This is a genomic window from Dysgonomonas termitidis, assembly GCF_054657735.1.
The window spans coordinates 975,758-1,000,367 of the sequence record NZ_BAAHYD010000003.1 but is presented as its reverse complement, the minus strand read 5'-3'; the positions used below and the strand labels follow the sequence as shown (position 1 = coordinate 1,000,367).

19 protein-coding genes are annotated in these 24,610 nt (G+C 42.6%); 12 read left to right on the top strand and 7 right to left on the bottom strand.

Translation table 11 applies throughout. The features are described 5' to 3' along the window. The first annotated feature begins 412 nt into the window (after positions 1-412). The 12 genes from ACYQ3L_RS25075 to ACYQ3L_RS25020 all read left to right on the top strand — a co-directional run bounded on the left by ACYQ3L_RS25075 (position 413) and on the right by ACYQ3L_RS25020 (position 9,862). Entirely contained in the window at positions 413-586 is a 174-nt protein-coding gene (locus ACYQ3L_RS25075) for a hypothetical protein (protein WP_379996487.1), read from the top strand. A 230-nt stretch (positions 587-816) separates the two neighbouring features. Continuing rightward, a complete protein-coding gene (locus ACYQ3L_RS25070) occupies positions 817-1,530 on the top strand; it encodes a hypothetical protein (protein WP_379996489.1) in 714 nt (237 codons plus the stop codon). Between the two features lie 59 nt (positions 1,531-1,589). After that, the gene (locus tag ACYQ3L_RS25065; RefSeq protein WP_459952495.1) at positions 1,590-2,897 is read left to right on the top strand and encodes a YncE family protein; all 1,308 of its coding nucleotides are present in this window, start codon (positions 1,590-1,592) and stop codon (positions 2,895-2,897) included. Then, complete coding sequence (locus ACYQ3L_RS25060) at positions 2,894-3,736, top strand: carboxylesterase family protein (protein WP_379996495.1); 843 nt, start codon at positions 2,894-2,896, stop codon at positions 3,734-3,736. The genes ACYQ3L_RS25065 and ACYQ3L_RS25060 overlap by 4 nt, the downstream gene beginning before the upstream one ends. Positions 3,737-3,804: 68 nt before the next feature. Next, positions 3,805-4,215: a hypothetical protein gene (locus ACYQ3L_RS25055; protein WP_379996497.1), complete on the top strand. Its 411-nt coding sequence runs from the start codon at positions 3,805-3,807 to the stop codon at positions 4,213-4,215. 74 nt (positions 4,216-4,289) lie between these two features. Continuing rightward, positions 4,290-4,691: a hypothetical protein gene (locus ACYQ3L_RS25050; RefSeq protein ID WP_379996500.1), complete on the top strand. Its 402-nt coding sequence runs from the start codon at positions 4,290-4,292 to the stop codon at positions 4,689-4,691. Positions 4,692-4,808: 117 nt separating this feature from the next. Then, the gene (locus ACYQ3L_RS25045; RefSeq protein ID WP_379996503.1) at positions 4,809-5,444 is read left to right on the top strand and encodes an outer membrane beta-barrel protein; all 636 of its coding nucleotides are present in this window, start codon (positions 4,809-4,811) and stop codon (positions 5,442-5,444) included. Positions 5,445-5,704: 260 nt separating this feature from the next. Beyond that, a complete protein-coding gene (locus ACYQ3L_RS25040; RefSeq protein ID WP_379996505.1) occupies positions 5,705-6,694 on the top strand; it encodes a hypothetical protein in 990 nt (329 codons plus the stop codon). A gap of 135 nt (positions 6,695-6,829) precedes the next feature. Then, a complete protein-coding gene (locus ACYQ3L_RS25035; protein ID WP_379996507.1) occupies positions 6,830-7,285 on the top strand; it encodes a hypothetical protein in 456 nt (151 codons plus the stop codon). Between the two features lie 91 nt (positions 7,286-7,376). After that, on the top strand, positions 7,377-8,543 hold the full coding sequence (locus ACYQ3L_RS25030; protein ID WP_379996509.1) for an MORN repeat-containing protein: 1,167 nt from the start codon (positions 7,377-7,379) through the stop codon (positions 8,541-8,543). Between the two features lie 18 nt (positions 8,544-8,561). Beyond that, positions 8,562-9,575: a hypothetical protein gene (locus tag ACYQ3L_RS25025; RefSeq protein ID WP_379996511.1), complete on the top strand. Its 1,014-nt coding sequence runs from the start codon at positions 8,562-8,564 to the stop codon at positions 9,573-9,575. Continuing rightward, entirely contained in the window at positions 9,575-9,862 is a 288-nt protein-coding gene (locus tag ACYQ3L_RS25020) for a 5-fold beta-flower protein (protein WP_459952494.1), read from the top strand. The genes ACYQ3L_RS25025 and ACYQ3L_RS25020 overlap by 1 nt, the downstream gene beginning before the upstream one ends. A gap of 708 nt (positions 9,863-10,570) precedes the next feature. Here the strand turns inward: ACYQ3L_RS25020 and ACYQ3L_RS25015 are convergent. The 7 genes from ACYQ3L_RS25015 to ACYQ3L_RS24985 form a co-directional block, all read right to left on the bottom strand. Continuing rightward, a complete protein-coding gene (locus ACYQ3L_RS25015; protein WP_379996513.1) occupies positions 10,571-11,785 on the bottom strand; it encodes a trans-sulfuration enzyme family protein in 1,215 nt (404 codons plus the stop codon). A 130-nt stretch (positions 11,786-11,915) separates the two neighbouring features. Next, on the bottom strand, positions 11,916-13,961 hold the full coding sequence (locus ACYQ3L_RS25010) for an alpha/beta hydrolase family protein (protein WP_379996515.1): 2,046 nt from the start codon (positions 13,959-13,961) through the stop codon (positions 11,916-11,918). A 74-nt stretch (positions 13,962-14,035) separates the two neighbouring features. Beyond that, positions 14,036-15,292, bottom strand: a complete 1,257-nt coding sequence (locus tag ACYQ3L_RS25005; protein WP_379996516.1) for an OsmC family protein — start codon at positions 15,290-15,292, stop codon at positions 14,036-14,038. 37 nt (positions 15,293-15,329) lie between these two features. After that, entirely contained in the window at positions 15,330-16,877 is a 1,548-nt protein-coding gene (locus tag ACYQ3L_RS25000) for a RagB/SusD family nutrient uptake outer membrane protein (protein WP_379996518.1), read from the bottom strand. Between the two features lie 34 nt (positions 16,878-16,911). Further along, positions 16,912-20,016: a SusC/RagA family TonB-linked outer membrane protein gene (locus ACYQ3L_RS24995; protein WP_379996520.1), complete on the bottom strand. Its 3,105-nt coding sequence runs from the start codon at positions 20,014-20,016 to the stop codon at positions 16,912-16,914. A 552-nt stretch (positions 20,017-20,568) separates the two neighbouring features. Next, positions 20,569-22,026, bottom strand: coding sequence for an amidohydrolase (locus tag ACYQ3L_RS24990; RefSeq protein WP_379996522.1), 1,458 nt, complete (start codon positions 22,024-22,026; stop codon positions 20,569-20,571). 41 nt (positions 22,027-22,067) lie between these two features. Beyond that, positions 22,068-24,608, bottom strand: a complete 2,541-nt coding sequence (locus tag ACYQ3L_RS24985) for a M14 family zinc carboxypeptidase (RefSeq protein ID WP_379996524.1) — start codon at positions 24,606-24,608, stop codon at positions 22,068-22,070. Between the last annotated feature and the right edge of the window lie 2 nt (positions 24,609-24,610).

The window sequence follows — 24,610 nt, the reverse complement described above, 5'->3', positions numbered from 1 at the left end:
ATCTCCCTGCCGGTATCTCCCTGCTTCTATCATTTTTTTTACCAATCTTGCTGTTATTTAATCTTTTTACTTATTTTTGCATCAATTCCGGCTGGCTGATGCGTCAGTGTTTTGCCGGAAGGACATATTGATAACAGAAGCGTTTAAGATATTATCCCGAATTGGAATCTCGACAATTTCAGCTACTTGGGATGATAAACAAGAACGCTCACGTCTTTGTTATATACTACTCCCTCATACAAGGGGGTGCGCTATATCACAATGGGCGTGGGCTATTGTTTATTACTAAGTAGCGGGCAGTCGAGAGCCTCAATTCGGTAATAAATGATAGTTCCCACGCCTTTTTTGTGTGGTTACCAAAAGCCAAGAATACCTTTAACTAACTTACTGTCAACTATTTAAAAATCAGTTTATGAATCAGAAATTCAAAGGAACAGTAGCGCACAGCACAGTGTGGCGGGAGACTATATCAAAAAACCGCGTCAGGCCGAAAAACGCAGGAGTAGGAATTAACTTTTTAATGGAGGGAAACATGGAAATAACCGGTAGAAAACCGGATTTGAAAAGTCCTTCTCATGGTTCTTAAATAGGCAGATTACAAAGATATAATATTATTTTATAGACAAAAACTAATATTATAATATTTCTGAAAGCAAAATGATATGACAGCAACGGCAGGAATATTGAAATTTATAATTTAACTATATTATTATGTTCAAATCAATTATCAAAACATCAGCAAGTGCAACAACTTGCAGCGCAATAGGGCGGGAGACTATTCCAAAAAACGCAGTTGGCTCCAAAGTATACCGATTTATGAGCAAAGCGTTTTGCTTTTTGATGATAGCAACTGCTATTGCGAGTTTTGCCTCGTGCGATTCCCGCAAAAAGTTAAACGTACAGGAGTTTGAGGACAATTTCAGGGCGGCAGTCGCCATAGAGAAGTATACATACGATTATGGCTTGCCACAATCTTTTGCTCACACGACCGACCCTTACGGCTTGGCAAAAAGAGCAATCGAAATTTTCGATGAAGAAATAGCAAAAGGGAATTTGGTAGTTATTGAGCCTTACGATAATCCATTAGCGATTTCTGAAAAGTATGGCAAAACTTTGACTTTCATTGGCAAAGACAATCATTATTACTTCAAAAATGGACTCTTATATTTCGCAACAGGGGGATGGTCTACGGTGGGAGATGGTAAAATCTTTCATATTGGTGGAAGTCCTGTTTATTTTGTTTCGCAAATAGATAACTATAAAAAGTATTTTCAGGATACTTATGGCATCAGCGAGGAACTGATGGATTGCTTGGGCGACCTGTCTTATACAAAACGCACGAAACATTTTATCGAAGATTACGAGAACACCGTCCTGTCATTGACAAAGCCGGAATTAGTCTCAGAATCCGAGTCGGCAATCGTCCATAGGGTGAAAGACATAAATTCGGGATATGTGTTTTATGTTACCCAAGAATGGTCTGCCGATGGCGCGACAAGTAAAAAATCTTTTAAGTTCAAGAAAGAGTAAGTTTTAATTCATTAAACACAATACTTTAAATGAGAAACATTCCGGTTTTTATTCCTGTTTTGCTCGCAATTTTGTTGATTGCAGGCAGCGGACAAGCAAAAGCAAGCGAGAAAAACACTCAAAGCAGACTGACCGCGATAGGCACAACTTCCACGCCCGCGAATTCGGAAGTGAGTTTAACGCTTGTGCAACGCTTCCAGCAGCGTCAGCAGAAGACAAAATCGCCTGCCGACCGCTACGATGTGACTGTCAATTCGCCGAAGTCGGTCAATATCCTTGACACGAAAGACAAGTTTTATGTACATTCGCTCGAAGGCTGCCAGACTTCCGTTTACCGCCTGTCCGATTTTAAGCCGCTTGCCGTTGTCAACCATATGTTTGACCGCAGGAATCAGCACCTTTTCAGCGAAACCGCCTACTTCGATTACAAATTTAAAACACGAAAAAGCAGCCTGAACGTGTTCGCGGGCAAGCCCGTGGAAAGTTGCTTTTCGCACAACGGCAAATACCTGTGGGTTACTTACTACCGCCGCAGTTACGACCAGAATGCTATCGACCCTTCGGCGTTGTGCGTTATCGACACCGATGCCGATACCATTGTGCGCGTGATGCCCACCGCGCCGCTGCCAAAAATGATTGCCTGCTCTCCCGACAGCCGCACCATTGCCGTAACGCACTGGGGCGACAATACAATGGCGCTGATAGACGTTTCGTCACGCGACCCCAAAGCGTGGAAGTATCTGAAAAACATTACCATTGACCGCCGTTTGTTCTTTAAATTTGACGAAAACGATGCCGTGAAAATAGACCGCGACAATAATTGCGGGCATTGCCTGCGCGGAACGGTTTTTTCGCCCGACAACAACTTTGTTTTGATTGGAAAAATGGGTGGAAACGGTATTGCGGTAATTGATGCTGTCAAACAAAAATATATTGGCACGTTGGCGGGTATGAAACAGAATCTGCGGCATCTGGTTATCAAACACGGCTATATTTATTGCAGCATCAACAAAACGGGCTTTGTTCAGCAAGCCTCGCTTGACGATTTTCTGACACACGCCGCCAAAAATACAGGCAAACTTTTTACCGCGTGGAAAAGTGTGTATGTGGGCGAGGGAGCGCGGACTGTTGTTGTCAGTCCTAACGGAAAATACGTTTTCGCAGCGGTAAATAATAAAAGCAAGATTGCAGTTGTGCGCACCGCCGATATGAAAGTGATTGCCGAATGCGCCGCCGACAGTTATCCGGTGGGAATGGACATTAGCGAAGACGGCAAAACGCTGATTGTTACCGCGCAGGGAAAATCCGGCAACGGCGGCAACAGCGTGATGATATACAGCATTAAGAATAACAGATTAAAAGTATGAAAAAACTTTTGATCGCCATATTCTGTGTTATGCCTTTTTTATCGCGGGCTCAAACGCTTACAGCGTGCCGCGACATTGTAAAAGGCAGTTACAATTTCTGGTTTTACGAGCCTGCAAACGGCGATTCTGCAACAACCCGAAAACCGCTCATTATCTTTCTTCACGGACAAAGTTTGAGTGGAAACAGTCTGTCGCAGGTTTTGCACTACGGAACTGTTGACGCAATCAGAATGGGCAGACCGATTGACGCTTTCGTACTCGCGCCGCAAAAACAGAAAGACGCGTGGCAGCCGTCAAAAATCCTGGATTTGCTTGAATGGGCAACAGCACGTTACGCGATAGACACCGCCCGCGTTTATGTTGTCGGAATGAGCGCAGGCGGCTATGGCACAATCAATTTCGTTGGAACATATCCCGAAAAAGTTGCGGCGGCAATGGCATTGTGTGGCGGCGGCTCGTTGCTGTCTTCCTATTGCGGCTTGACAAAAGTTCCCCTGTGGATTATTCACGGCACGGCAGACCGCGCGGTTACAGTTGCTCAATCGCATAAAGTTGTAGATGCGATGAAGGCTTGCGGCGACACCACCCTGTTGCGTTTCGACCAGTTGAAAGGCGTAAATCATTCCCGCCTTGCCCGTTTTTTTTACTGGGAAAAAACCTACGAATGGCTGTTCGCCCATTCCTTAAACGACTCGGTAAAAACTGTCAGCCGTGACTTTAGTGCCGCACTTGCGCTTAAAGAGGCGTACCGGAATTTTGACAGAACGGCGCAAAAAAATACGGTTATCGACTCGCATCCGGAGGTAAAGAAGGCAGTAAAGAAGCGAAAAAAACATTAAAAACAAAATAAATTCAAAAAATCAGGAAAATGGAAAATCAAGTTTGCAGGGCAAACACACACAGTTTTATGAGCAAAAGATTTTGCTCGGTAATGATAGCAATGGTTATCGTGAGTTTTGCTTCGTGCGACTCCCGCAAAAAATCCAACGAACAGGGTTTAGCAAGGCAACAAGAAACAAAAGAAATAGAAGAATACCATGACGAAAAACTTGTCGGTTTCTGGAAACGTGCCTACAATATTGTAATGGAAGATGGTCGTAAACCTTATAATCGCGGACCTCAGCAACTTCAACTATGGAGCGACGGCGAAGGAAGTGCTGATGGATACCCAATCACATGGTCAGTAACAAAAGGAAGACTTAAATATTCGGATAAGTCAGGCATGATAGCGTGGATGGGCAAATACAAGGTAGATAACACCCATTTGATAACTTTCGATGCTGACGGAGGACCGAGGGATAGTTACAAAAAGCAATAATGTATAACTAACTTAAATTAAAATTCAGAAATATGCAAAAGTTAAATTTCAATCGCGCAAAAGCGCACAGTTTTTTGAGCAAAGCACTTTGTACTTTGATGATAGCAATGGCTGCCGTGAGTTCAATCTCTTGCTCGAAAGATGATGACAACGACAGCGGTAGCCTTGCTGAAACCATCTGGCAGTATGTTTACGTAAAAACGGGCACTTCTTTATTTTATCTCCAATTGGAGTTCACTTCCGAAACGGACGCTACGATGAAAGTAGTGATGTCTGCAAATGACATCATTACCGATGTAACTCAGCCAGCCGACTTCACTTACGAGTATGACGGCAAGAATGGTCTGCTCGATTGGGGAAGCAGCGAACCGCTTAATTTCACCGTCAGCGGCAACAAACTGACATTTGATGAGAGAACTACGGTGCAGGTGGGTATGGGCATACCTTTGGCCGGCACCGTATTCACGAAGAAATAGGACAACGGAAATATAGCCGCATGCGGTGGGACATTCACGGGAGGTCCCTCCCGACGGGTGCGGCTAAACATAACTTTTATTTTCGGGACTTCCCTATTATTTAATTCTTATATCAAGATGAAAAAGATTTTGTTTTTATGTGTATGCGCTTTCGTGGCGCTGGCAGCTTCGGCACAGGAAGTCGGAGACAAGGAAATAGGCGGACACATCAGTTCCCTTTCCGGTGATTTGAAGAAGTTCGGTATAGGCGCAAAGTTTCAGTATCAAGTGACCGAGCCTATTCGTCTGGAAGTGGCTGGAACATATTACTTCGGGAAGAAAGAAGAGCTGGTGAAGAGTGCCTATACTCTGGAAGTGAACGGACACTATCTGTTCCCCGTCAGTGAGAAAGTTACCCTTTATCCGTTGGCAGGCATCGGTGTAATCGGAGGCGGTAAGCCCGATTTGAAAGCAATAGTGGAGGGTAAAGCGAAGGGTCTTAACATTTCCGGGGACTACTTGGACGAGTGGATGGACAAGTATATGGACATATTGGAGGAAGACATGGAGGATATGGGTATGGAGGATTTCTGGGATGAGTACGGTGCTAAAGAAAAGTGGCTTGATGGAACCAAGATTGGTATCAATTTGGGCGGGGGCATAGACTACAAGCTAAACGAGACTGTTACGATCGGCGCCCAACTGAAGAAAATGTTCTTCGGCGACGGCTATTCTCCTATTGCTATCTCGGCGGGCATTACCTGTAAATTCTGATGTAAAAAAAATAAAAACAACTACGTACCAGAGTCTGAAATCTTGACAATTTCAGTTGCAAAGAGAAAATGCTCACGTCGTTGTTATATATCTTCCTCAGTGGACACGTTATATAATGGACGTGGGTATTGTTTATTATCTACAGAAAAAGGCTGCTAAGAGTCTCTGATTAAATAATAGTTCTCTCGCCTTTTTTGTGTGGTTGCCAAAAGTCGGAAATATTACAATTCACTCAATATAAATTGTTTAAAATTAGTTTTATGTATCAGGAATTCAAAGAAGTAGTAGCGCACAGCGCAATGGAGCGAGAACCCATTTCAAAAAACCGCGTCAATCCGAAAAACGTGAGGAGTAGGGTGTGTTTCATGTTGTTGACAGCAATGTTATTTTTGTTTTCAACGGCAAATGTATCGGCTCAAAATCAAAGTGTGAAGTCCCAAGTGGCGAAGCCGGATGTTATCACATTGCTAAACGGTGATGACATTAATGCATCAGTGCAAAAAGTTGGCGACACTGATATTGAGTACAAGAAATGGAGCAATAAGAACGGACCAGCTTACACATTAAAGAAATCAGAGATTTTTAGAATTTGCTATGCAAACGGGGAGAAAGATGTGTTTTTCAAAAAAGAAGAGCAGGCTGTTGTTGCACCCAATCAACAGCAAACAAACCCTCTACAATCAACAAACGCTTCACAGCAAACAGCGACAGATGCCCAATCAAATGAATATGTTGAGATTAATGGTGTAAAATGGGCTACCCGCAATGTTGATGAACCCGGAACATTTGCGGCAACTCCTGAGAGTCCTGGTATGTTCTATCAATGGAATATTAAAGAAGCAATTCATCCATCAGGAAAAGGGGGATATGTAGCAACAGGAGGCTCTTCAGCGAAAATATGGGACGAAGGTAAAGATCCCAGCCCAAACGGTTTCCGTGTTCCAACAGCAGACGAACTGAAAAGTTTGCTTGACACTGAAAAAGTAACTGGTGAATGGCTAATTCAAAATCATCAGTATGGGTACAAATTCACAGACAAAACGTCAGGAAATATCATTTTCTTGCCTGCTGCAGGTGCTTTACAGAAAGGTAAGAATACCATCGCAAATACGTTTGGTGACTACTGGAGCAGTAAGAAAAAGAATTTATTAATGGTAAACTTTCTCCAATTTTACAAAAAAAAGGCAGTAGTAAAAGGTTTCGGATACGTTGGTATCGCGATGCCTATACGTCCTGTTGTTGCCGAATGATTTTCGTTGTACGCCCACGTCAGGTACACGCGACTACAAATGCAAGTCGAGCAGCAATTTTAAAACCTGCGGGAACTTCGAAGCGAAAATGAGAGGTACAAATTATAAAAACAAATAAAGAAAGGAGAATAAATTATGAATTATTCGAAAGATACAGAAAGTTATGAACGCGCTGTTGCTGATGCAAAGAAAGGCAACTATAATGATGCTCTTGATGTATTGAAAAAACTGTATCAGGATGACCCTGGTAATAATGTTTTAATTGAAACAGCATACATAATATTTCAAGTAAAAAGTATAAGGCGGTTATTTATTTTCGCTATTGTTTTTGCCGTTATTGTAGCTGTTTTCTTTGGGTATATCTCCTCTGGTGGCACCGATATTTTTAGCGGAATCTGGCTAGGTTCTGGTCTCGGTTGTGCTGCGGAACATTATTGGAAACATGGGGAGTGGTGGGATGACGCGAAGAATGATTTTTCTAAATTCATTAGATGGATTTTATTCTTTATATTTCTCTTTGGAGGACCTGTTACTCTGCTTATAAGGTATTTGCTCAAGAGGAAATACATACAAGAACTGAAAAATTTATAAATCACAGAGTTTAGTTTCTTGCCGGAGTGTAACGAGTACACTACATTCGGCAGGAAACTAATCATACGAACAAAAGAAAGTAGGAAAATTTATGAACTCAAACATAACAAACGGCAAACTCACCCTGCCTAACGGCGGGAAGTACGAAGGTGAAATCATTGATGGCAAGCCGGTCGGCAAAGGCGTTGTAAAATTCGACGACGGCGAAACCTTCGAGGGAACATTCCTTAACGGTCGTCCGCACGGATGGTGCAAACGCTCGTGGGCTGACGGTATGTATATCGAAAGCGTGTTTGAAAACGGCTCGTCTGGCGACGAAGGCAAAGTGTATCAACCCGGCGTAGGTTTGTGTGAAGGTACTATCTATGGCAGGGGAAAATGCAGAATAGAGTACAGTAGCTGTAAGATGCCCGAAGGCTCATATTATGAAGGCGAGTGCCTTGATATGAAGCCCGACGGGTGGGGGAAAAAGGTGTTGGAAGGATGGTCTGAAACGGAGGGCGAGTGGCGCAACGGAGAGTCGCGCGGTTATTCCGTTAATATAGAGAGTGATGCTTTTGCCGCTCAAATTGGCGCAAAAACCGGATGGACAGGCGAGGGCATTATAACCCAAGGCGCACAGCGACAATGGTGGATTAGGACAGGTTCGGATATGAATAATGGAAAACCGACAATAATACGTGCCTCCGACGAGAATTTTGATATTCCGCAGGAAGATTTGCCCTTAAGCACTAATGCGCAGCTCTTTTTGGGGTTTATTGATATGTATAAAAAGAAAATCAGCGGATTAGAATCACAAATCAATGAACTTGCAACAAAAGACCAAAAGTTAGTTGCAGAATTTAACTCACAGTCCTCAAACGTTAATCATTTGCAGGATGTTGTTACTTCTTACGATAATGAGATATTGAATGCGGAAGATGGCAGTGATGAAGAGGATATGGCTTCTTTCTATGGAAACCTTTCAGAGCAAAATTTGGCAAGTTCCGTAGAAGAGTTGAATACTTTGCGCAGTCAGCACGAGCAAAATGTTTCCCGTTATAATGTGCTTAACGGAGAATGTGATTTACTGGAGAATCTTCTCACTCAACCGATAGAAAAGAAAGCGGAAGCGTATTATGAATGGTTAGTTGAAAGACTAAACGCTGCAAAATCTGCGGAAGAATACTCCGCTTTGGCAAATAAATTCAGCGACATAAGCGAGCACAAAGATTGCGCCACGCTTGCCGACAAATGTAAACAACGTGTAAATAAATAAAAAGAAAGGAGAAAAAATATGTCAGAAAATCAACTTATGGACAAACTCGTTGCGGGATACAACGATATGTGTAAAGAGTTGGAATCATTAGATTCTGAAATCAAAGAATCAGAGTCCGAAATTGACGACCTTGTAAAAAAAATAAAGGACTGGCAGGAGAGTTATGATAATTATTCTCGGATAAGGAAAGGTGCCGCTTATGGAACTTTGCAATACGAAATGGCTGATATGGCAATGAAGAAATTATTGCCTGAAATCCACAAGATGCAACACCACCGTGATGACCTTGTAAAAGAACACGATAATCTTGTAAAAGAACACGATTCGTTGAAAGAAAAACTTGGTAATACTCCCTCTCTATCAGCAGAAAAGAAAGTTGAAGCGTATTATAATTCGTTATGCAAACAAATGAACTGGTCTGCAAAATCCGAAGAGGAATACACCGCTTTGGCAAATAAATTCAGCGACATAAGCGGGTATAAAGATTGTGCCGCGCTTGCCGAAAAATGTAAAGAGCGTGCAAAAGAAGTGCATTATAATTTGTTGGTTAAAGAAATGCAGTCTGCAAAATATAGTTCAACATACTTCGTTTTGGCAAATAAATTCAGTGCTATAAGCGGGTATAAAGATTGCGCTACACTTGCTGAAAAATGCAAAAGGCGTGCAGAAGAAGTGAGAATAATAGATGAACTTGACAAGGAATTAAACACAAAACTTAAATCGCTTGACAATGACATAGCAGAATTAAAAGCAGAATTAAAAAAGGAAGAAGACGATTCTTCTTGGCGGGTTTTATGTGCCGGTGGAGTTCTCGGTATTATACTTGCTCTAATAGTTAAGGGAGGTGTAGGTTACGCGATACTTGGTGGCGTAGTCGGTCTTATCATTGGTTTTATCATTGCTGTTATCATTTGTGCTATTTTGGATTCAAAAAACAAGCCAAAATTGCAAGAATTTGAAAATAAAAAATCCGCTCTACGCTCCGAATACGAGAAGAAAAAGGAAGAAATAATAAAAAACTATCAATCATAATGATTACAGTTTATTTTATGAACGGCGGTCAAGCCGGCTATATCAGCGGTAATAACTTTTACACCACGAGCGGCAGTCAGGTCGGTTACGTCAGCGGTAGCAATGTCTATGAGATGAGCGGTCGGCAGGTTGGCACTGTGTGTGGCAATAATATCTATGCTATGGATGGTCGGCAAATTGGGAGTGTCAGTGGTAACACTGTTTATGCTGTCAGCGGCAGGCAACTCTACACTGCCAACGGCGCATCCACCGTGCAGACAGGTGCGGCAGGGCTGTTGCTGTTGTGATAACCTATGCTTCCGCACAATTGTTCGGTGCGTTGCGTCAAAGACTGACATACTCCCGTCCTCCCATCTATCAGGTTTCACAATCCGTAACACAAAGAAGGCTCCGTTTCAGGAGCCTTTCTTATATAAAAAATCAAACGTTCCATACTCCCGCACCTGTGGTACCCACCGAATGTTTCCACTGTCTACTTTGTACAGGTTTGTCCAGAAACCTTTAGAAAATATGATAATAACGCATGGTCTATTAAAGGGAAATAAATACTATTTTACCTTTTGATTTATATATATTTAATTATTTGATATATAGTAATAGAATAATTAAAAGTAACAGCATATTTTACATAAAATAGATATAGTAACAATTATTTCAATTTTCAAGTAACAGATAGGTAACAAAAGTAACAAGAAAACGAAGATATGATTAAAAAAATAGAGTTATGCTAGTTCGGCATATGTGTATATAACTATTTGTATATATGTTTATTAATTTTAATTACGGCATTTTAATTTTTTTGAAATTTTTTCAGACAACTTTTAAGGTAACAAAGGTTACACTTTTTCTAGCTATTACTTTTTACCCTCTGTGTAGCCTCCCTTTGGGGAGGTTGGAGGGGCCATTCCAATCTTTCAAAGAACTATCAGCTGACAGCTAATCAGCTATATACATAGATAAAGTTTTTAATATCTGATTCGCCTTGATAACATTTTTCAGGCAAGCGCCCTTTTCAGATCGCTAATTAAGTCCCCGGCATCTTCCAGACCTACAGATAATCTAAAAAGTCCGTCTCCTGCAAAATCATTCCATGATTCCAGTTGCTGAGGAGTTGAGAATTTAAACGAAGTTTTTAATAATTCATTGCTATCCAGATAAAAGATCAAAGAACGATGATGACCGAGCGAGACTGCATAATGAATTATTTGTAGTCTCTCCACAAATTTGCGGGCCTGTGACCTTCCGTTATCTATCTGGAAAGTAATAATTCCCGAGAAATTTTTCATTTGCCTCTTTGCCAGTTCATACTGAGGATGTGATGGCAAACCCGGATAAAATACACGCTTAACTTTCGGATGTTTTTCCAGATATGCTGCAATTTTGAGAGCATTCTCCTGATGAACCCGCATACGAAGAGGAAATGTAGCTAAGCCTCTTAATATCAGCCATGCGTTAAACGGGCTCAATACTCCGCCAAAACGGATGGCTGTCTTTTTCCGTAAAGGAACCAGATTTTCTTTACTACCCAGAATGACTCCGCCCAAAGCATCACCATGTCCGCCTAAATACTTGGTAAGTGAATGGATCACAAAATCGGCTCCCAGCGCCAAAGGTTTCGTAGCAGCAGGTGTTGCGAATGTTGAATCTACAGCCAACTTCGCACCCGCTTCCCGTGCAATTTCCGCCACGGCGGCGATATCTGTAAGGCGTAGCAGGGGATTGCAGGGAGTCTCTATATATATCAGGCGGGTATTTGATTTGACAGCCTCTTTCAGAGACTTCAGGTCGGAGGTATTCACTTTTGTGATTTCAATGTCTAACCCGGGAATCATTTCATTCGTCAATTCAGCAAGGGCTGCATAGGCTACATCACTTACAATCGCATGGTCTCCGGCCTTCAGTAAATGGAAAAGTAATGCGACGATAGCACCCATCCCGCTTGCAAAGGCAACAGCCGTTTCGGCTCCCTCGCAAATAGCCAGTTTTTCCTCCAGTTGATGAACGGTAGGATTACCCCAACGGGAATAAAGCCATGAATCATTTTCGTCAAGACCTTCAACGGAAAATCCGGCGTCGGCATCTGTAATAAAAGTTGTGGACATTATTAGATTCGGGGAAGAAGCTTTAGTCACAGGATCGGGAAATTCCCCTCCATGAATTGCTTTGGTTTGCTCTCCCGCATTCAGTAAAAAATCAGATTCTTTAGACATATTCTTCTCTTTTATGTTACTCCGTACTATATTTTCCGGATGACTTTAATACCAGCGAAGTTATATCCTTTATAAAAAAAGAAAAATACCATGTTAGTGGTATTTTCCAAATGAGAACAAAAATCTCTGTCTATAAATATTTCTGAAACCACCGGGTAATTTCGTCCAGGCGTTTGATCCGGTTTGTAGGTTTCCCTGACCGGGATAATTCATGGTTTTCATTGTTGAATATTATCAGGCGGCTCGGGACTTCAAAATATTGAAGGGCATAATACATCTGCACACCTTCAACCAACCAGCATCTGTAGTCCTGATCGCTATGGAGGAACAACGTTGGTGTATTTACCTTATTTGCATATTTCAGGGGAGACTGTTCCCATAGTAGCTCACTGTTTGTCCATAGATTATGACCGATGTATGATTCGGTAAAAGTATGTCCGATATCACTCGTGTTGCTGAAGGAAATCCATGAAGAGATGCTCCGTTGCGAAGCCGCCGCTTTAAATCTATTGGTATGTCCGATTATCCAGTTGGTCATATATCCGCCGTAAGATCCCCCGGTAACCCCCAAACGTTCTCTGTCAATAAACGGAACCTGTTCTATCGCTGCATCCACAAAAGCCATGAGATCGTTATAATCTACAGAGCCGAATTTACCACGCAGATCAGTAAATGCGTTTCCCCTCCCATTACTGCCTGTGGGATTGGTATATAGAACGGCATAACCCTGATTTGCCCAATACTGCATCTCGTGAAAGAATACTGTCCCATAAGTTGCTTTCGGGCCTCCATGTATATTTAGTATAGCCGGATATTTTTCGTTCTTCTTATAATTGGCCGGAGGCAGAATATAGCCGTTTAGTTCCCGTCCATCTTCATTTCTGAATTTTATTTCTATAGGTTTCACAACATTATGATTCTCAAACAGGGCCGTATTAATGGAAGTAAAAAGGGAAATCTCTCCTTTACTGTTGAGAAAATACACTTCTTCACCCTGTTGCTCTGCCATGGCTACAACCAGAAAGCCATCCTTATATGGCACATAATCGTTTATAGAGATATTTTCCGGCGAACGAACGGATATAGAGGTGTCTTTGTTATTTATGTGGATAAGTGGAGCCTGATCTATCACAGTTGAAACAAAATTAAACCCATCTTTATCAAATGTAATTTTGCTACGGCCCCCCGACTTGATATCAGAGCCGATACTATTGCCTATCGCATACAAATCGCCGTCATATATTCCTTTAATATTCCCTGATGACAAATTCAGACGATAAAATTCAGGATTCTCCTGTTTATTGCGTTCTAAGCTGCGATTGACCAGAACAACAAATTCATTATTGTCCGCAAACTGGATTTGGGAGTAAACGGCTTTATTGAACAAATTCCATTCTTTTTTCTCCAATGTTCCGGTATTCAATGATACCAGACTGTTATCTTGTGAAGCCTTCCTCCGGTATGTTTTACGGATATAAACCAGATGCTTCTTATCGGGACTAAGTTCTATGTCGGAAACCGTTTCCAGAGAATCTGAAAGGTCGGTGATTTTTCCTTTATCATAATAATAAAGGTGGGTACGGGTTCCACTGATATCACCCTGACCATTCGACCAAAAGGGTAATTCATCGAAGATACGATACCTTCCGTTTTCTTTTATGTCTTTCAGCACCTCCGTCCGGGATTCTTCTTTCGGAACCAACCGATAAGAAGCTGTAAAAAAGAAACGGTTTCCGTCTATTAGCCGGATATCTTTTACAGCATAAGGCAACCGCAGCCATTCTGTTGCTTCCTGATAACCTTTGGTCAATTTCTGAAATATTGTAAGCCGCTCTCCTTTCTTTAGTCTTTCTTTGTCCTTTTCATCGCGTATACTTTTGAAAATAATAGTATCATCAAGAAAAAAGTAATCGGAGACATTTTCTGAAGATGTCAATCTTAACTCCCTTCCATCCACCAGCTGATATAAGTCACTCCGGTATGTGTCTCCCTCTAAATCCGGCTGACGAAGGATAAAGAATATATCTCCTTTATTTTCTTTCAGATTAGAGATGCTCCTAACTTTCGTAAAAAAGTCGATGCCGACCGGTTCTTTGCCATAGGCCGAATATCCGTAACCTGCATAAATAGGAAAAAGAAAGACAGTCAGCAATACAATGGTATAAATTCTCTTCATATTTTTCGAATTAATTATAAAAATTGGAAGTGCCTGCAAGAAGCACTTCCAACAAATCCACAATCTGGATTTACCTAATTACCTATTTTAACTATACGGCCTTCTATTGTTTGTTCATCCTTCAATAAATTGTATATCGGACAAACTGCTTCTACGGCATCCCGCAACACTTTTATTTGTTCGTATGTTGCCGGAGATTTCACATGCACAGTATAATGAATCCCATACGGATAGCCGGGGACATTCTCAAAACCACTGCGCCCGGCACGAATATCGGAGGTGGCTTTTACATTCACTTCCAGCGAATCGAGCGGAATCTGGCGGGCAGCAGCCTGAATCAGGAAAATATGAGTAAGGCAGCTTGTCAACACGCCTAACTGATGTTCCTGAGAGGTAGGTCCGAGATCGCTTCCTCCCAGATATGCAGGATTGTCGTGCAATATACGGAACTGGCGGATCTGAAGCTGACGGACACCATTATTGTTTACTGTAACCACCAGACTATTACGGTTCTCTTTATTCGCCAGCGATGGATTCTTCTTTCTCTCTTCTTCCCGTTTCTTACCTTCTTCCTGAAGATGTAAGTACGCAGCACGCTTATATTTCAGATATTCACGGAGTCCGGGCTGCCCTCCTTCCGGTATCACCAGCTTATCGGGAGTCCGGGTATAATCAATTTCTCCGGTCACTACCTGCGGCTTTAGGATAAAATTGAATATCGGAGAATTTGCTTCCGCGCCCTTCCGTAATTCTTCCAGTTGCTTATCATCCGCCGATGATTTTATATATGCAGTATAGAGGAAGTTACGGGGATAATTTACTTTATTTGTAGGAGCGGCATCCGGGCGATTTATAATTTCGATTCTTAATGAATCGACAGGTATATTTCTCAGAGCTGCCTGGTTAAGGTAGCTATCTGCCAAGTCACTGGCTATGATCGCAACCTGCGATTCAGGTGAACCCGGCCCTACATTGTAACCCGCAAAGTCTGTCCCGCTATCGCTTATGATCTGGAAGCCGCGGATACGCATTCTCCGTAAGCCCGACCTCTGCTCTGCCGTGGTACGGGCTTCTAATGTCACAGCCTGTAATTCCTCACTTGGCAGGCTTTGCAATTTAATGAGTGCTTCCCGCCTGCTGAAAAGATAGTTACGCAATGGACTGGCATTCTGTTCAAATGTCTTTTTAACCGCATCTTTTACAAATACAGAACTGGGGCCTGTATTAGCATTATCGGTCTGTGCATCAACTGATGTTGTTCCAAATACGGAAAGTATAATAATAGCCAATATACTTATCCGTTTTTTTGTATCCTGTGAATAGATTTTCATATTGCTCTTTTTAATGGGTTTCTATTATATAATTTATTTATTCGAATCCGGCATAAGGATTTGCACCGGTCTTCGATTCGTTATAACCGTCGTATCCCCAGTTCTGCCATAAACCTTCAGGATTTATATTCCGTTGGGATTGAGGTATAGGAAAACGGTAGTTTTTGAGGCTTACGGAACTTTTCTTGTAACTCTCGTCTAATCCCGATTCCTTTAAGGTCCTGACGTAAATTCTCCATCTTACCAGATCGAGCCAATGGCTTTGCTCATAGGTAAGTTCAAACATCCTTTCCTGCTGAACCGCTTTTCTGAAGCCGTTGTAATCAAGCCCTGCCGGCAAATCGTCCGGAGATGTCTGATTTAGAGGGAAATGTTCGAAAGCTCTTCTCCGCACCTGGTTTATTGCGTCATAAGCATCTGTTGTCGGTCCGTTATTCAGTTCATTGATTGCTTCGGCTTTTACCAGCAAAATATCGGCATAGCGTATGATAGACCTGTTGATATTGCGGTTACTGGCCGATCCCAACGGGTCGCTGGCGTCGATATATTTACGATAGCGGGGACGGGTGAATGTAAAGACTGAATTTGTAGCAGGATTATACAATTCTTTGGCGTATGTTCCGCTTTTTCTCTGGTCACGATCGTCAAAAGCGTCATAATATTTATTATCCGAAATAAGTACGTGAGGAGTAGAATTACTGAAACCACTCGAAAAAGCACAATGGGCCAAATGGTTTCCTCCGCTACCGTCGGTAGCAGTACCGGAAGCATGCTGAGTTGAAAAAATACTTTCTTTCCCGTTCTTATTATTTACATTCCAGTTGTCCAGAAAATCTTCTTCCAGTTTGTATCCTGTTACACTATTGGCTGCGTCTACAGATTTCCGGAATCTATCTTTGCGGGCTGTGTCGCCCCCGCTTTCAGATGTTTGTGCCCATACCAGATATACTTTTGATAATAATGCATAAGCGGCGCCTTTGCTCGCCCTGCCTTTATCGCTGTCTGCATAACTGCTTACGTCCGGCAGATTATCCGCAGCACTTTTCAGGTCGTCTTCAATCTGTGCATACACCTCATCTATCGACGCGCGGGTCGTATTTTTTCCATCAACATTATGTAAGACAAGCGGCACTTCTCCCCAAAACTGTACTGCATAATAATAGTAATATGCCCGCAGGAACCTGGCTTCGCCGATAGAGCGTTTCTTAATGGATTCTGAAACGGTTTTGGATTCCGACAATTTATCTATGGCATCGTTTGCGCTTGTAATGCCTACATAAAAAGCAGTCCACACCGATGTCACATAACTATTGGTCGGCTCCCACTGTATCAAGCCTAATAATCCTCCGCCACTGTTCGGATTCTCCCCCGAAACAGTAGTTTCGGTGGTCAGATCTATCATGTACGCCAGCGAAGTGCTTATGCCGACATTCGGCGTATAAATCCCGTTGGTAAGGGCTATGGCGTCCTCATCCGTTACGGGAAAGTTTCCGCCCATCAGTTTGCCTATGGGCGTCACATCAAGACTATCGCTGCATGAAAGAATTGTCACCGATAATATTAAGGTATATAATAACTTCTTCATCTCTTTCTGATTTAATTATTTTATAGTAAGCTGTTTAATAAGATATATTCACGCCAAAAGATATTGTCTTCGCTGTGGGGTATGCTCCGGAATCTATACCGCTGGAAACTTCAGGGTCGTATCCTTTATATTTGGTAAAGGTCAATAAGTTTTGCCCCGTTGCAAAAATTCTGAATTTTGTCTGAGGAGCCTTTGTTATTTTCACAGGAAGGACATAACTCAGAGTTATATTTTTCAGACGTAAGAAAGAGGCATCTTCGATATAGCGGCTATCGAGCCATGTGGCCGATGTGACAGAGGCTTTAGCAATTGTGTTGGACGGATTCTGCGGCGTCCACCTGTCACGGAGTGTAGCTAATACATTGTAGCTGGTGGATGGTGATTCCAGCTCCTGCCGGAGTTGATTGTATAGCTGATTACCTTTACTACCCTGAAAAGCTGCAAATAAGCTCAATGATTTATATCTCAGTGTGGTCGAAAATCCGTAAGTGAAATCAGGTTGAATAGAACCTAAGACAACTCTGTCCTCATCCTGAGTAACTTTGCCGTCGTTGTTTTGATCGACATATTTTACATCACCGGGCTCAACACTCGTTTTCCAGCTCGGCGCAGGCACTTTCGAAATATCTGTTCCGGTTTGTACTATTCCATCGAAGACAACACCATAGAAAGAGCCTAAAGATTCCCCTTTCTTTATGATCGTATTGCCGGACAGGAAATAATCCAGATTACCGATATTGGTGACTTCATTCACATTTTTAGCAATATTGGCAGACAGATTCCATTGCAGGTCTTTCTGATCTATAATGCTGCCTGTCAATGCAAGTTCCACCCCTTTATTCGTAACATTGCCCACATTCATAAGCATGGTACTGAATCCTGTTGTTATTTCCACAGGCACATCCAGCAGCAGGTCGCTTGTCTTTTTATAATAAATATCGGCTATAATGCCTAATCTGCGGTTAAGCAGATTCAGATCAAAACCCAGATTATATTGCGATGTTTCTTCCCATTTCAGGTCGGGGTTTTCAGCATTAGCCCTGCCGTAAGCCGTAACGAGCTGATTATTGAAAGAATATACCTTTGTAGAGTATGTCGCTTCATATCGGTAGTCGCCTATCTCCTGATTGCCGACAACCCCGAAACTTCCCCTCAGTTTAAGATCATTGATGACCTTATTATTTTTCAGGAAAGGTTCTTCGCTGACGTTCCATGACAAACCGATGGACGGAAAATAACCCCATTTATGATTTTTTGCAAACCGGGAAGAACCATCCGCCCTGAATGTTCCGGTAAGATTGTACCTGCCGAGGAAAGAATAGTTGACCCTTCCCAGTACCGAATTGAGGATAGATTCCGAACCGCCAGAACTTGGAGATAAGAGAGTGGCGCCTCCCTGCAGGTTATGGTAAGACAATTGTTCGTTAGCGAAATTACTGGCCGATGCTATCGCGTATTCTATATCGGTGGTCTGGGTCGTATAACCGGCCAATATATCCACATAATGGTCTTTATTCAGCTTCTTTGTGTAATTGAGCGTATATTCATATTGCCACGAATCAAACCGCTTGTTTCCGATACTTCCATACCCTTTAGCCAGAAAACCTGCCGCAGCGCTGGAAGGCGCGAAAAAATTGAGGGTCGTATTACTCAGATTGGTTCCTGCGCTGACCTTAGCCACCAACGAGGGGATGATAGTATATTTAGCGAAAAAGTTTCCGATGACAGTATTATTTTTTGTCTGCGATGTAGTATTAACCAGATCCGATATTGCATTTACGGTACGGTCGCCAAATCGTAAATCCCCTTTTTCGAAAAGGTTATTGTAATTATAGCTTCCATCCTGATTATATATAGAAACTACCTGCGGTATCCTCAATACATAATCGAGCGAGTTTGAAACACCGTTCACATACAGTCCGTTATAGCTGCTCAATCCGCTTTGATCCATTTTACTGGCTGTAACATTCAAACCTACAGTCAGATTCGAGAATAAATCCCTTTCAAAGTTGAACCGTCCGCTATAACGCTTAAAGCCCGTGTTCAGCAAGATACCATCCTGATCGCTGTAATTACCAGATAAGAGAAACCTTGTCTTATCATCTCCGCCGCTTATCGAAAGCTGATGATTCTGGGTTGTCGCTGTGCGCAGGGCTGCATCCTGCCAGTTTGTACCTTCACCCAATTGTGCTACTTTATCAGCGGTAAGACCGGTTTCACTGATATTTTCGGCAGATGCGATTTCCAGATAAAGTTCGCCCCATTCCCGAGCGTTCATCAGATCGAGCTTTTTACGGGCTTGCTGCCAGCCGATAGAATATTGATATTCAATATTCGTCTTCCCTTTTTTCCCACTTTTGGTAGTAATAATAATTACTCCGTTTGCTCCACGCGAACCATAGATGGCCGAAGCGGACACATCTTTCAGCACCTCTATGGATTCAATATCACCGGGATTCAATGCAGCTAACGGATTCAATGCCCCGGCAGCACGGCTTATCCCGATATTGGCCGACGAATTGTCGTTATATATTATAACCCCGTCTATCACATACAAAGGCTCATTCCCTCCGTTTATAGAGTTTCCTCCGCGTATGCGAATGTTGGAAGTAGTTCCCGGCTGACCGGAGCTTTGGGATACATTCAAGCCGGAAACAGCCCCACCCAGTAATCCATCGAATGAAGTAGATAATTGCGATAACGCATCTTTTGAAACCGAAGAAATGGCCCCGGTAAGTTCTTTACGCTTCTGGGTACCATATCCAACCACGATTACTTCGTTCAGATAATTTAAATCTTCCGTTAAGGGAATAATGATCGGCCCGTTATTTTCATATACATCCAGTTCCTGCGATTTGAAACCCACAAGAGCCACCCTGATGGTAACAGGCAGCTGACCCGAAACAGGGAGAGAAAAGGACCCGTCTATATCAGTGAGACTACCCTGTGTGGTAGAAACCAATGCGACAGAGGCTCCCACCAGAGGCTCCCCGTTTTTTTCGTCTACAACTGTACCTTTTATTACTGTTTGCCCTATCATACTACCTGACAGCAATAGAAAGAATATGATAATGTAATAATACTTATTTACACGATACCTGTCTCTCTTATCGCTAAAAGAGCTAATTGTTTTTGCCATAATTTTTTAATGAATATCCATTGTAGCCAGGTATAGAAGGCTACAAGAAGTGTTTGTTTATAGATTGCTTAATTGAAGGATAATATCTTGCGCATTTATTAGTTCAGGAGTTCAGAACCTTTATAGTACAGTTCGGACTACCCCGGAATATATGCGGATATCAATCAGGGGAAATAAACCGATGGGTTTATTTTCGGAATAGTTAAATATAGGTTAACAACACATTCGCATGTGAAAACAAGAAGCCGGGCATTGATCGATGGATGATAATACATGTAGAGAATAAAACCGGGACAAATTCCTTTGTTCCTCATGTTCCCCTCCGGGTATGGAGAAGGCCTTAATGGTAATAAAATTTTTCATAGAGTCTTTTTATATTAGTTAATACTTGAATAACCTCATTCTCATATAGAGGTGCTTATTCCGGTAAATCCGGACTAAGATTCTTTTTATCGGTGTAAGTTGATAAGGCAGGCGTAAGAGTTCCGTCGCTGGTTATATTATGGGCATACCGGAACTCTCATTTATTCTTTTAAAACATCAGAGATTACATCATTTCTTCACTCTGTAATCGAGTGCCGGCTTCCGGTCTCCCAATAACGGTGCGTACCTGAAGCCATTTCCCCTGCGGGTATCGAATTCGGCTCTTATCTCCTTTACCAATCCGGGATTTGTGTATAATTCTATAGCCGAAAGGCTGAACACTTTAGCTGTATTTATCAGCGATTTTGTTCCTATTGTAGAACCTCCCGCCGCTACATTTTGCCAGCTATGCCCCGCACTTCCCGGTACAAAGGTCGCCGTATTGAAACTTACGGTAGGAACTACCCAGCTAACATCACCCACATCCGACGAGCCACCTCCCAGCGAAGGTTTTTCGTCTTCCAGAGGCTTCACCGATTCTGCATCTTTCAGTATGCTGATATCTTTATTCAGTCCCTTTACTATTTCCTCGGCAAAGGCCTTTTCACGTGCGTCATAATGCACGCCACCCACTATCTCGAGTTTACGCTGTACCAGTTCCGACAGTTTGCGGTTATTCAGACGCTCATAAAAACCGGATACAATTTCAGACTTAACTTTTGTCTGTGTCCCTAAGGCTGCACCTTCGGCTGCCTGCCCTATCCATTCCACAAGGTCTTTGAGAATCTCCCTTTTCGGACTCCGTATGTAATAGGACACTCTGGCATAATCGGGTACTACATTCGGGGCTTCGCCTCCATCGGCTATAACGTAATGTATCCGGGATGACATCGGCACATGTTCGCGCAAAAGATTGACCATATAATTGAGTGCTTCTACGCCGTCTAAGGCAGACCGGCCCTTATCAGGACTTGCCGCGGCATGAGCGGCTACTCCAAAGAAGCTGTAGTCTATCATTTGTATGGCTGTTCCCGTATCGGTTGTAACACCATTCCCGGTAGAAGGATGCCAGTCAAGGACGACATCTACGTCATTAAACAATCCGTCCCGTACCATGTAAACTTTACCGCCTCCTCCTTCTTCGGCAGGTGTACCGAATACTTTGATTGTACCTGTGTGTTTTTCTGAATCAAGCCATTGTTTTATAGCGACAGCCCCTGCGACTGCTCCTACTCCGAATGTATTGTGACCGCAACCGTGGCCGCTCCCTCCTTCAACCAAAGGTTTACGATAAGGGACTGTATCCTGCGATAACCCGGGCAAAGCATCGAATTCGGCCAGTACAGCTATCACAGGATACCCTGATCCGTAAGTGGCGACAAATGCGGTAGGCATGCCGGCAACTCCGGCCTGAACTGTAAATTCATTCTCTTTGAGATGGTTTTGTAGCAAAGCTGAACTTTCCGTTTCGAGAAAACCCAGTTCAGGATTACGCCATATCGTTTTCTGTAGTTTATCATACACAGAGAAAGACTTGTCCAGATAGTTAACGGACACATTGTTTAATGGGGTATTCTTTTTAATTTTCTGGGCAGATACAGTGACAGCTAATGTTGTCAGTGCTATTACCAACAATACTTTTTTCATTTTATTTCTTTCGTTTTATATCAATACAGGTCTGATCTGTTTTATCTGAAGCTATTGTATGCATTTATATTATTTCCGAAAACAACAGCGTTAACAAAGGTGCGGGTAGTGGCATCCCAAATACCTCTGAAAAGCGGGTCTTCAGCGAATAATACAATATTTCCGGAGCCTTGTCTTTCTGCTATTATCGAAGCCGATCCTTTCAGATTGCTTAACTGTGAAGCGGAGATATATCCATTCAGGAGCGGGGTATCTGAATAAACTGATACCGTAGCTGACGGATTCTTCGACGGAGCCAGAAAGAGGCTACTCTCACGAGTAACAGGTAAAGACACATTCGTTAACCCAAACGCTAAAGGATGCTTCAGGTTTATCTTTGTTTCGAATACCGATGTCGGAATTCTGTCTCTTTCCTGTGAAAATTGTTGTTCTGATTGTTTTTGCTGGAGAGAATCGGTCTTCAATTTCTGTAATTGTGCTGCACTTATTCCACTATTTACAGCCCATCTCGAAGCAGAGTTGATTGTAATCAATGTTCCTCCGTTGCGCACCCAGTTTTGCAAATCCTGAATTCCCTGTTTCCCGAGAAATGAATAATCACCTCCTGCCAACACAATCCGGTTAAAGCTGTTCAATGGAATTCTGGGAAATACGTTGTAATCAGCACGGATTAACTGATAATTCAGTTTCTGGTCGAAGAGATGCCAGACTTCTCCGGCCTCGGTAGAAGATATACTGCCCCCGGTGACAACCAGCACCTTCGGCCGTTCCACTGTGCGGAAAGCGCTGCTACCCAAATCCACCCCTTTTACACTATAGCCTGTAGAGACGGGTATTATCTCCACATCTGAGGCGACCGCCAATTTCTGTAATGTGGCATATAATTCATCCGGGCTTATAGTCTGGTTGCTGACAGGAATAAGCAGGCTTCCATAAGAGAAGTCTTTAGGTCCGTTCCCGGTTTGTACAGAAAAAGGGCTGAATGACGTCTTTACAAGAATGTTTTTTGCTAATAATTGGAAAAGCAGATGCTGGCTATGCGAATCCCTGTAATCTACAATGTAAGCATACTGTGATGTAGAGAATGATGTATTTGCAGATCTCTCCAGTTTCTCAACCCTGGCTCCGCGAACAGCTTTTGTTATGGAAGCATGCGACAGTCCGGATGAGTAAGCAACCGAAAATCCCGCGCCGTAACCCAGTTTGGACGGATCGGTATAATCTTTGGTTTCATCAAATATAATATTGACCAACGCACTGTTGGGTTGCCCGAGTGGAACAATGTATGATTTCCCTTTTTCGTATTTTACCTTATCCACCGTTATGTCCTCCTGATTTTCATATACTTCGAGGCGGTGGTCAAGTAACAGCTGAACAAACTTATGCAGGCGCGAAATATCATAACCATCTCCTACTATAAATGACTTGGAACTGTCTTTTCCTGTACGCGACACATCGAAAAATTCTTTCTGCAGGTCGAATAAGCTGTTTTTGTTAGCATTAGCGGCATCAACTGTAGCAATACTCGACACCAGTTGGTTGCGTACAGTAAAAGCAAATGTAACGATCCCATTCTCAGACTCCTGATGTATGCCTCTCGAAGAACCTTGTTCGAATAAAATACCCACAGCCCCGTTATAATCAGGGTATGTAGACCCAAAGGTTGGATTCTTATTATCGTAAGACTCTTTCGTATAGTAAAACGAACCGATTTTATCCAAAGCCTTTGAGTAATAATCAGCAAATAAACGGTTCAACTTATAAGTGGTTTGCGGAACAAAGCGGCTCTCATTTCCGTCCGGATCGGTGGGTTCGAAAAAGAATGTGCTATTTGTACCCATCTCATGATGATCGGCCTGTACATGCGGTAACCAATCCTGATAATGTGCAACCCGGGCTTTGCTTTCGGGATGGACAATATTAACCCAGTCGCGGTTCAGGTCGAACCAATAGTGGTTCCCTCTTCCGCGCGGCCATCCTTCAGTGTGTTCCCTGTCATACTGCGATGTATTATAATCGGTTATACTTGTATTCGAATTTACCCATGATACAAAACGTTCCTGTCCGTCAGGATTGCGCACCGGATCAATAAAGTAAATTCCATTTTCGAGCTGTTCTTTTACAAAATCGTTTTGAGCGGCCACATAGTAATATGCAGACAATAGAGCAGCCTCCGAACCCGAAGTCTCATTCCCATGAACGGTACTTCCCAGAAAAACAATTAACGGAGTATCCGGCTTCTCCCCTTTTCGGGCTTGCTGACGTGTCTCTTTGTACTTGTCTATATTCCGGATATTCTCAGGAGAAGAAACAATCAGCACATATAGTTTACGGTTTTCGTATGTCCGGCCTATCTCCACCAGCGAAACACGGTCGGAAAGGGAAGCGAGTTTCTCAAAATAAGCATTTATCTTATAATGTTCCGTAATACGGCTGCCTATTTCATATCCGAGAAATTCTTCGGGAGAAGGTATTTTGCTGTCGAACTGAACGGACGGATCGAAAAAATATGTGATTTTTTCCGCTTTAATACCTGTTACCGCCAATAAATAAAGAAAAAAACTGATAATGATGGTCTTCATAG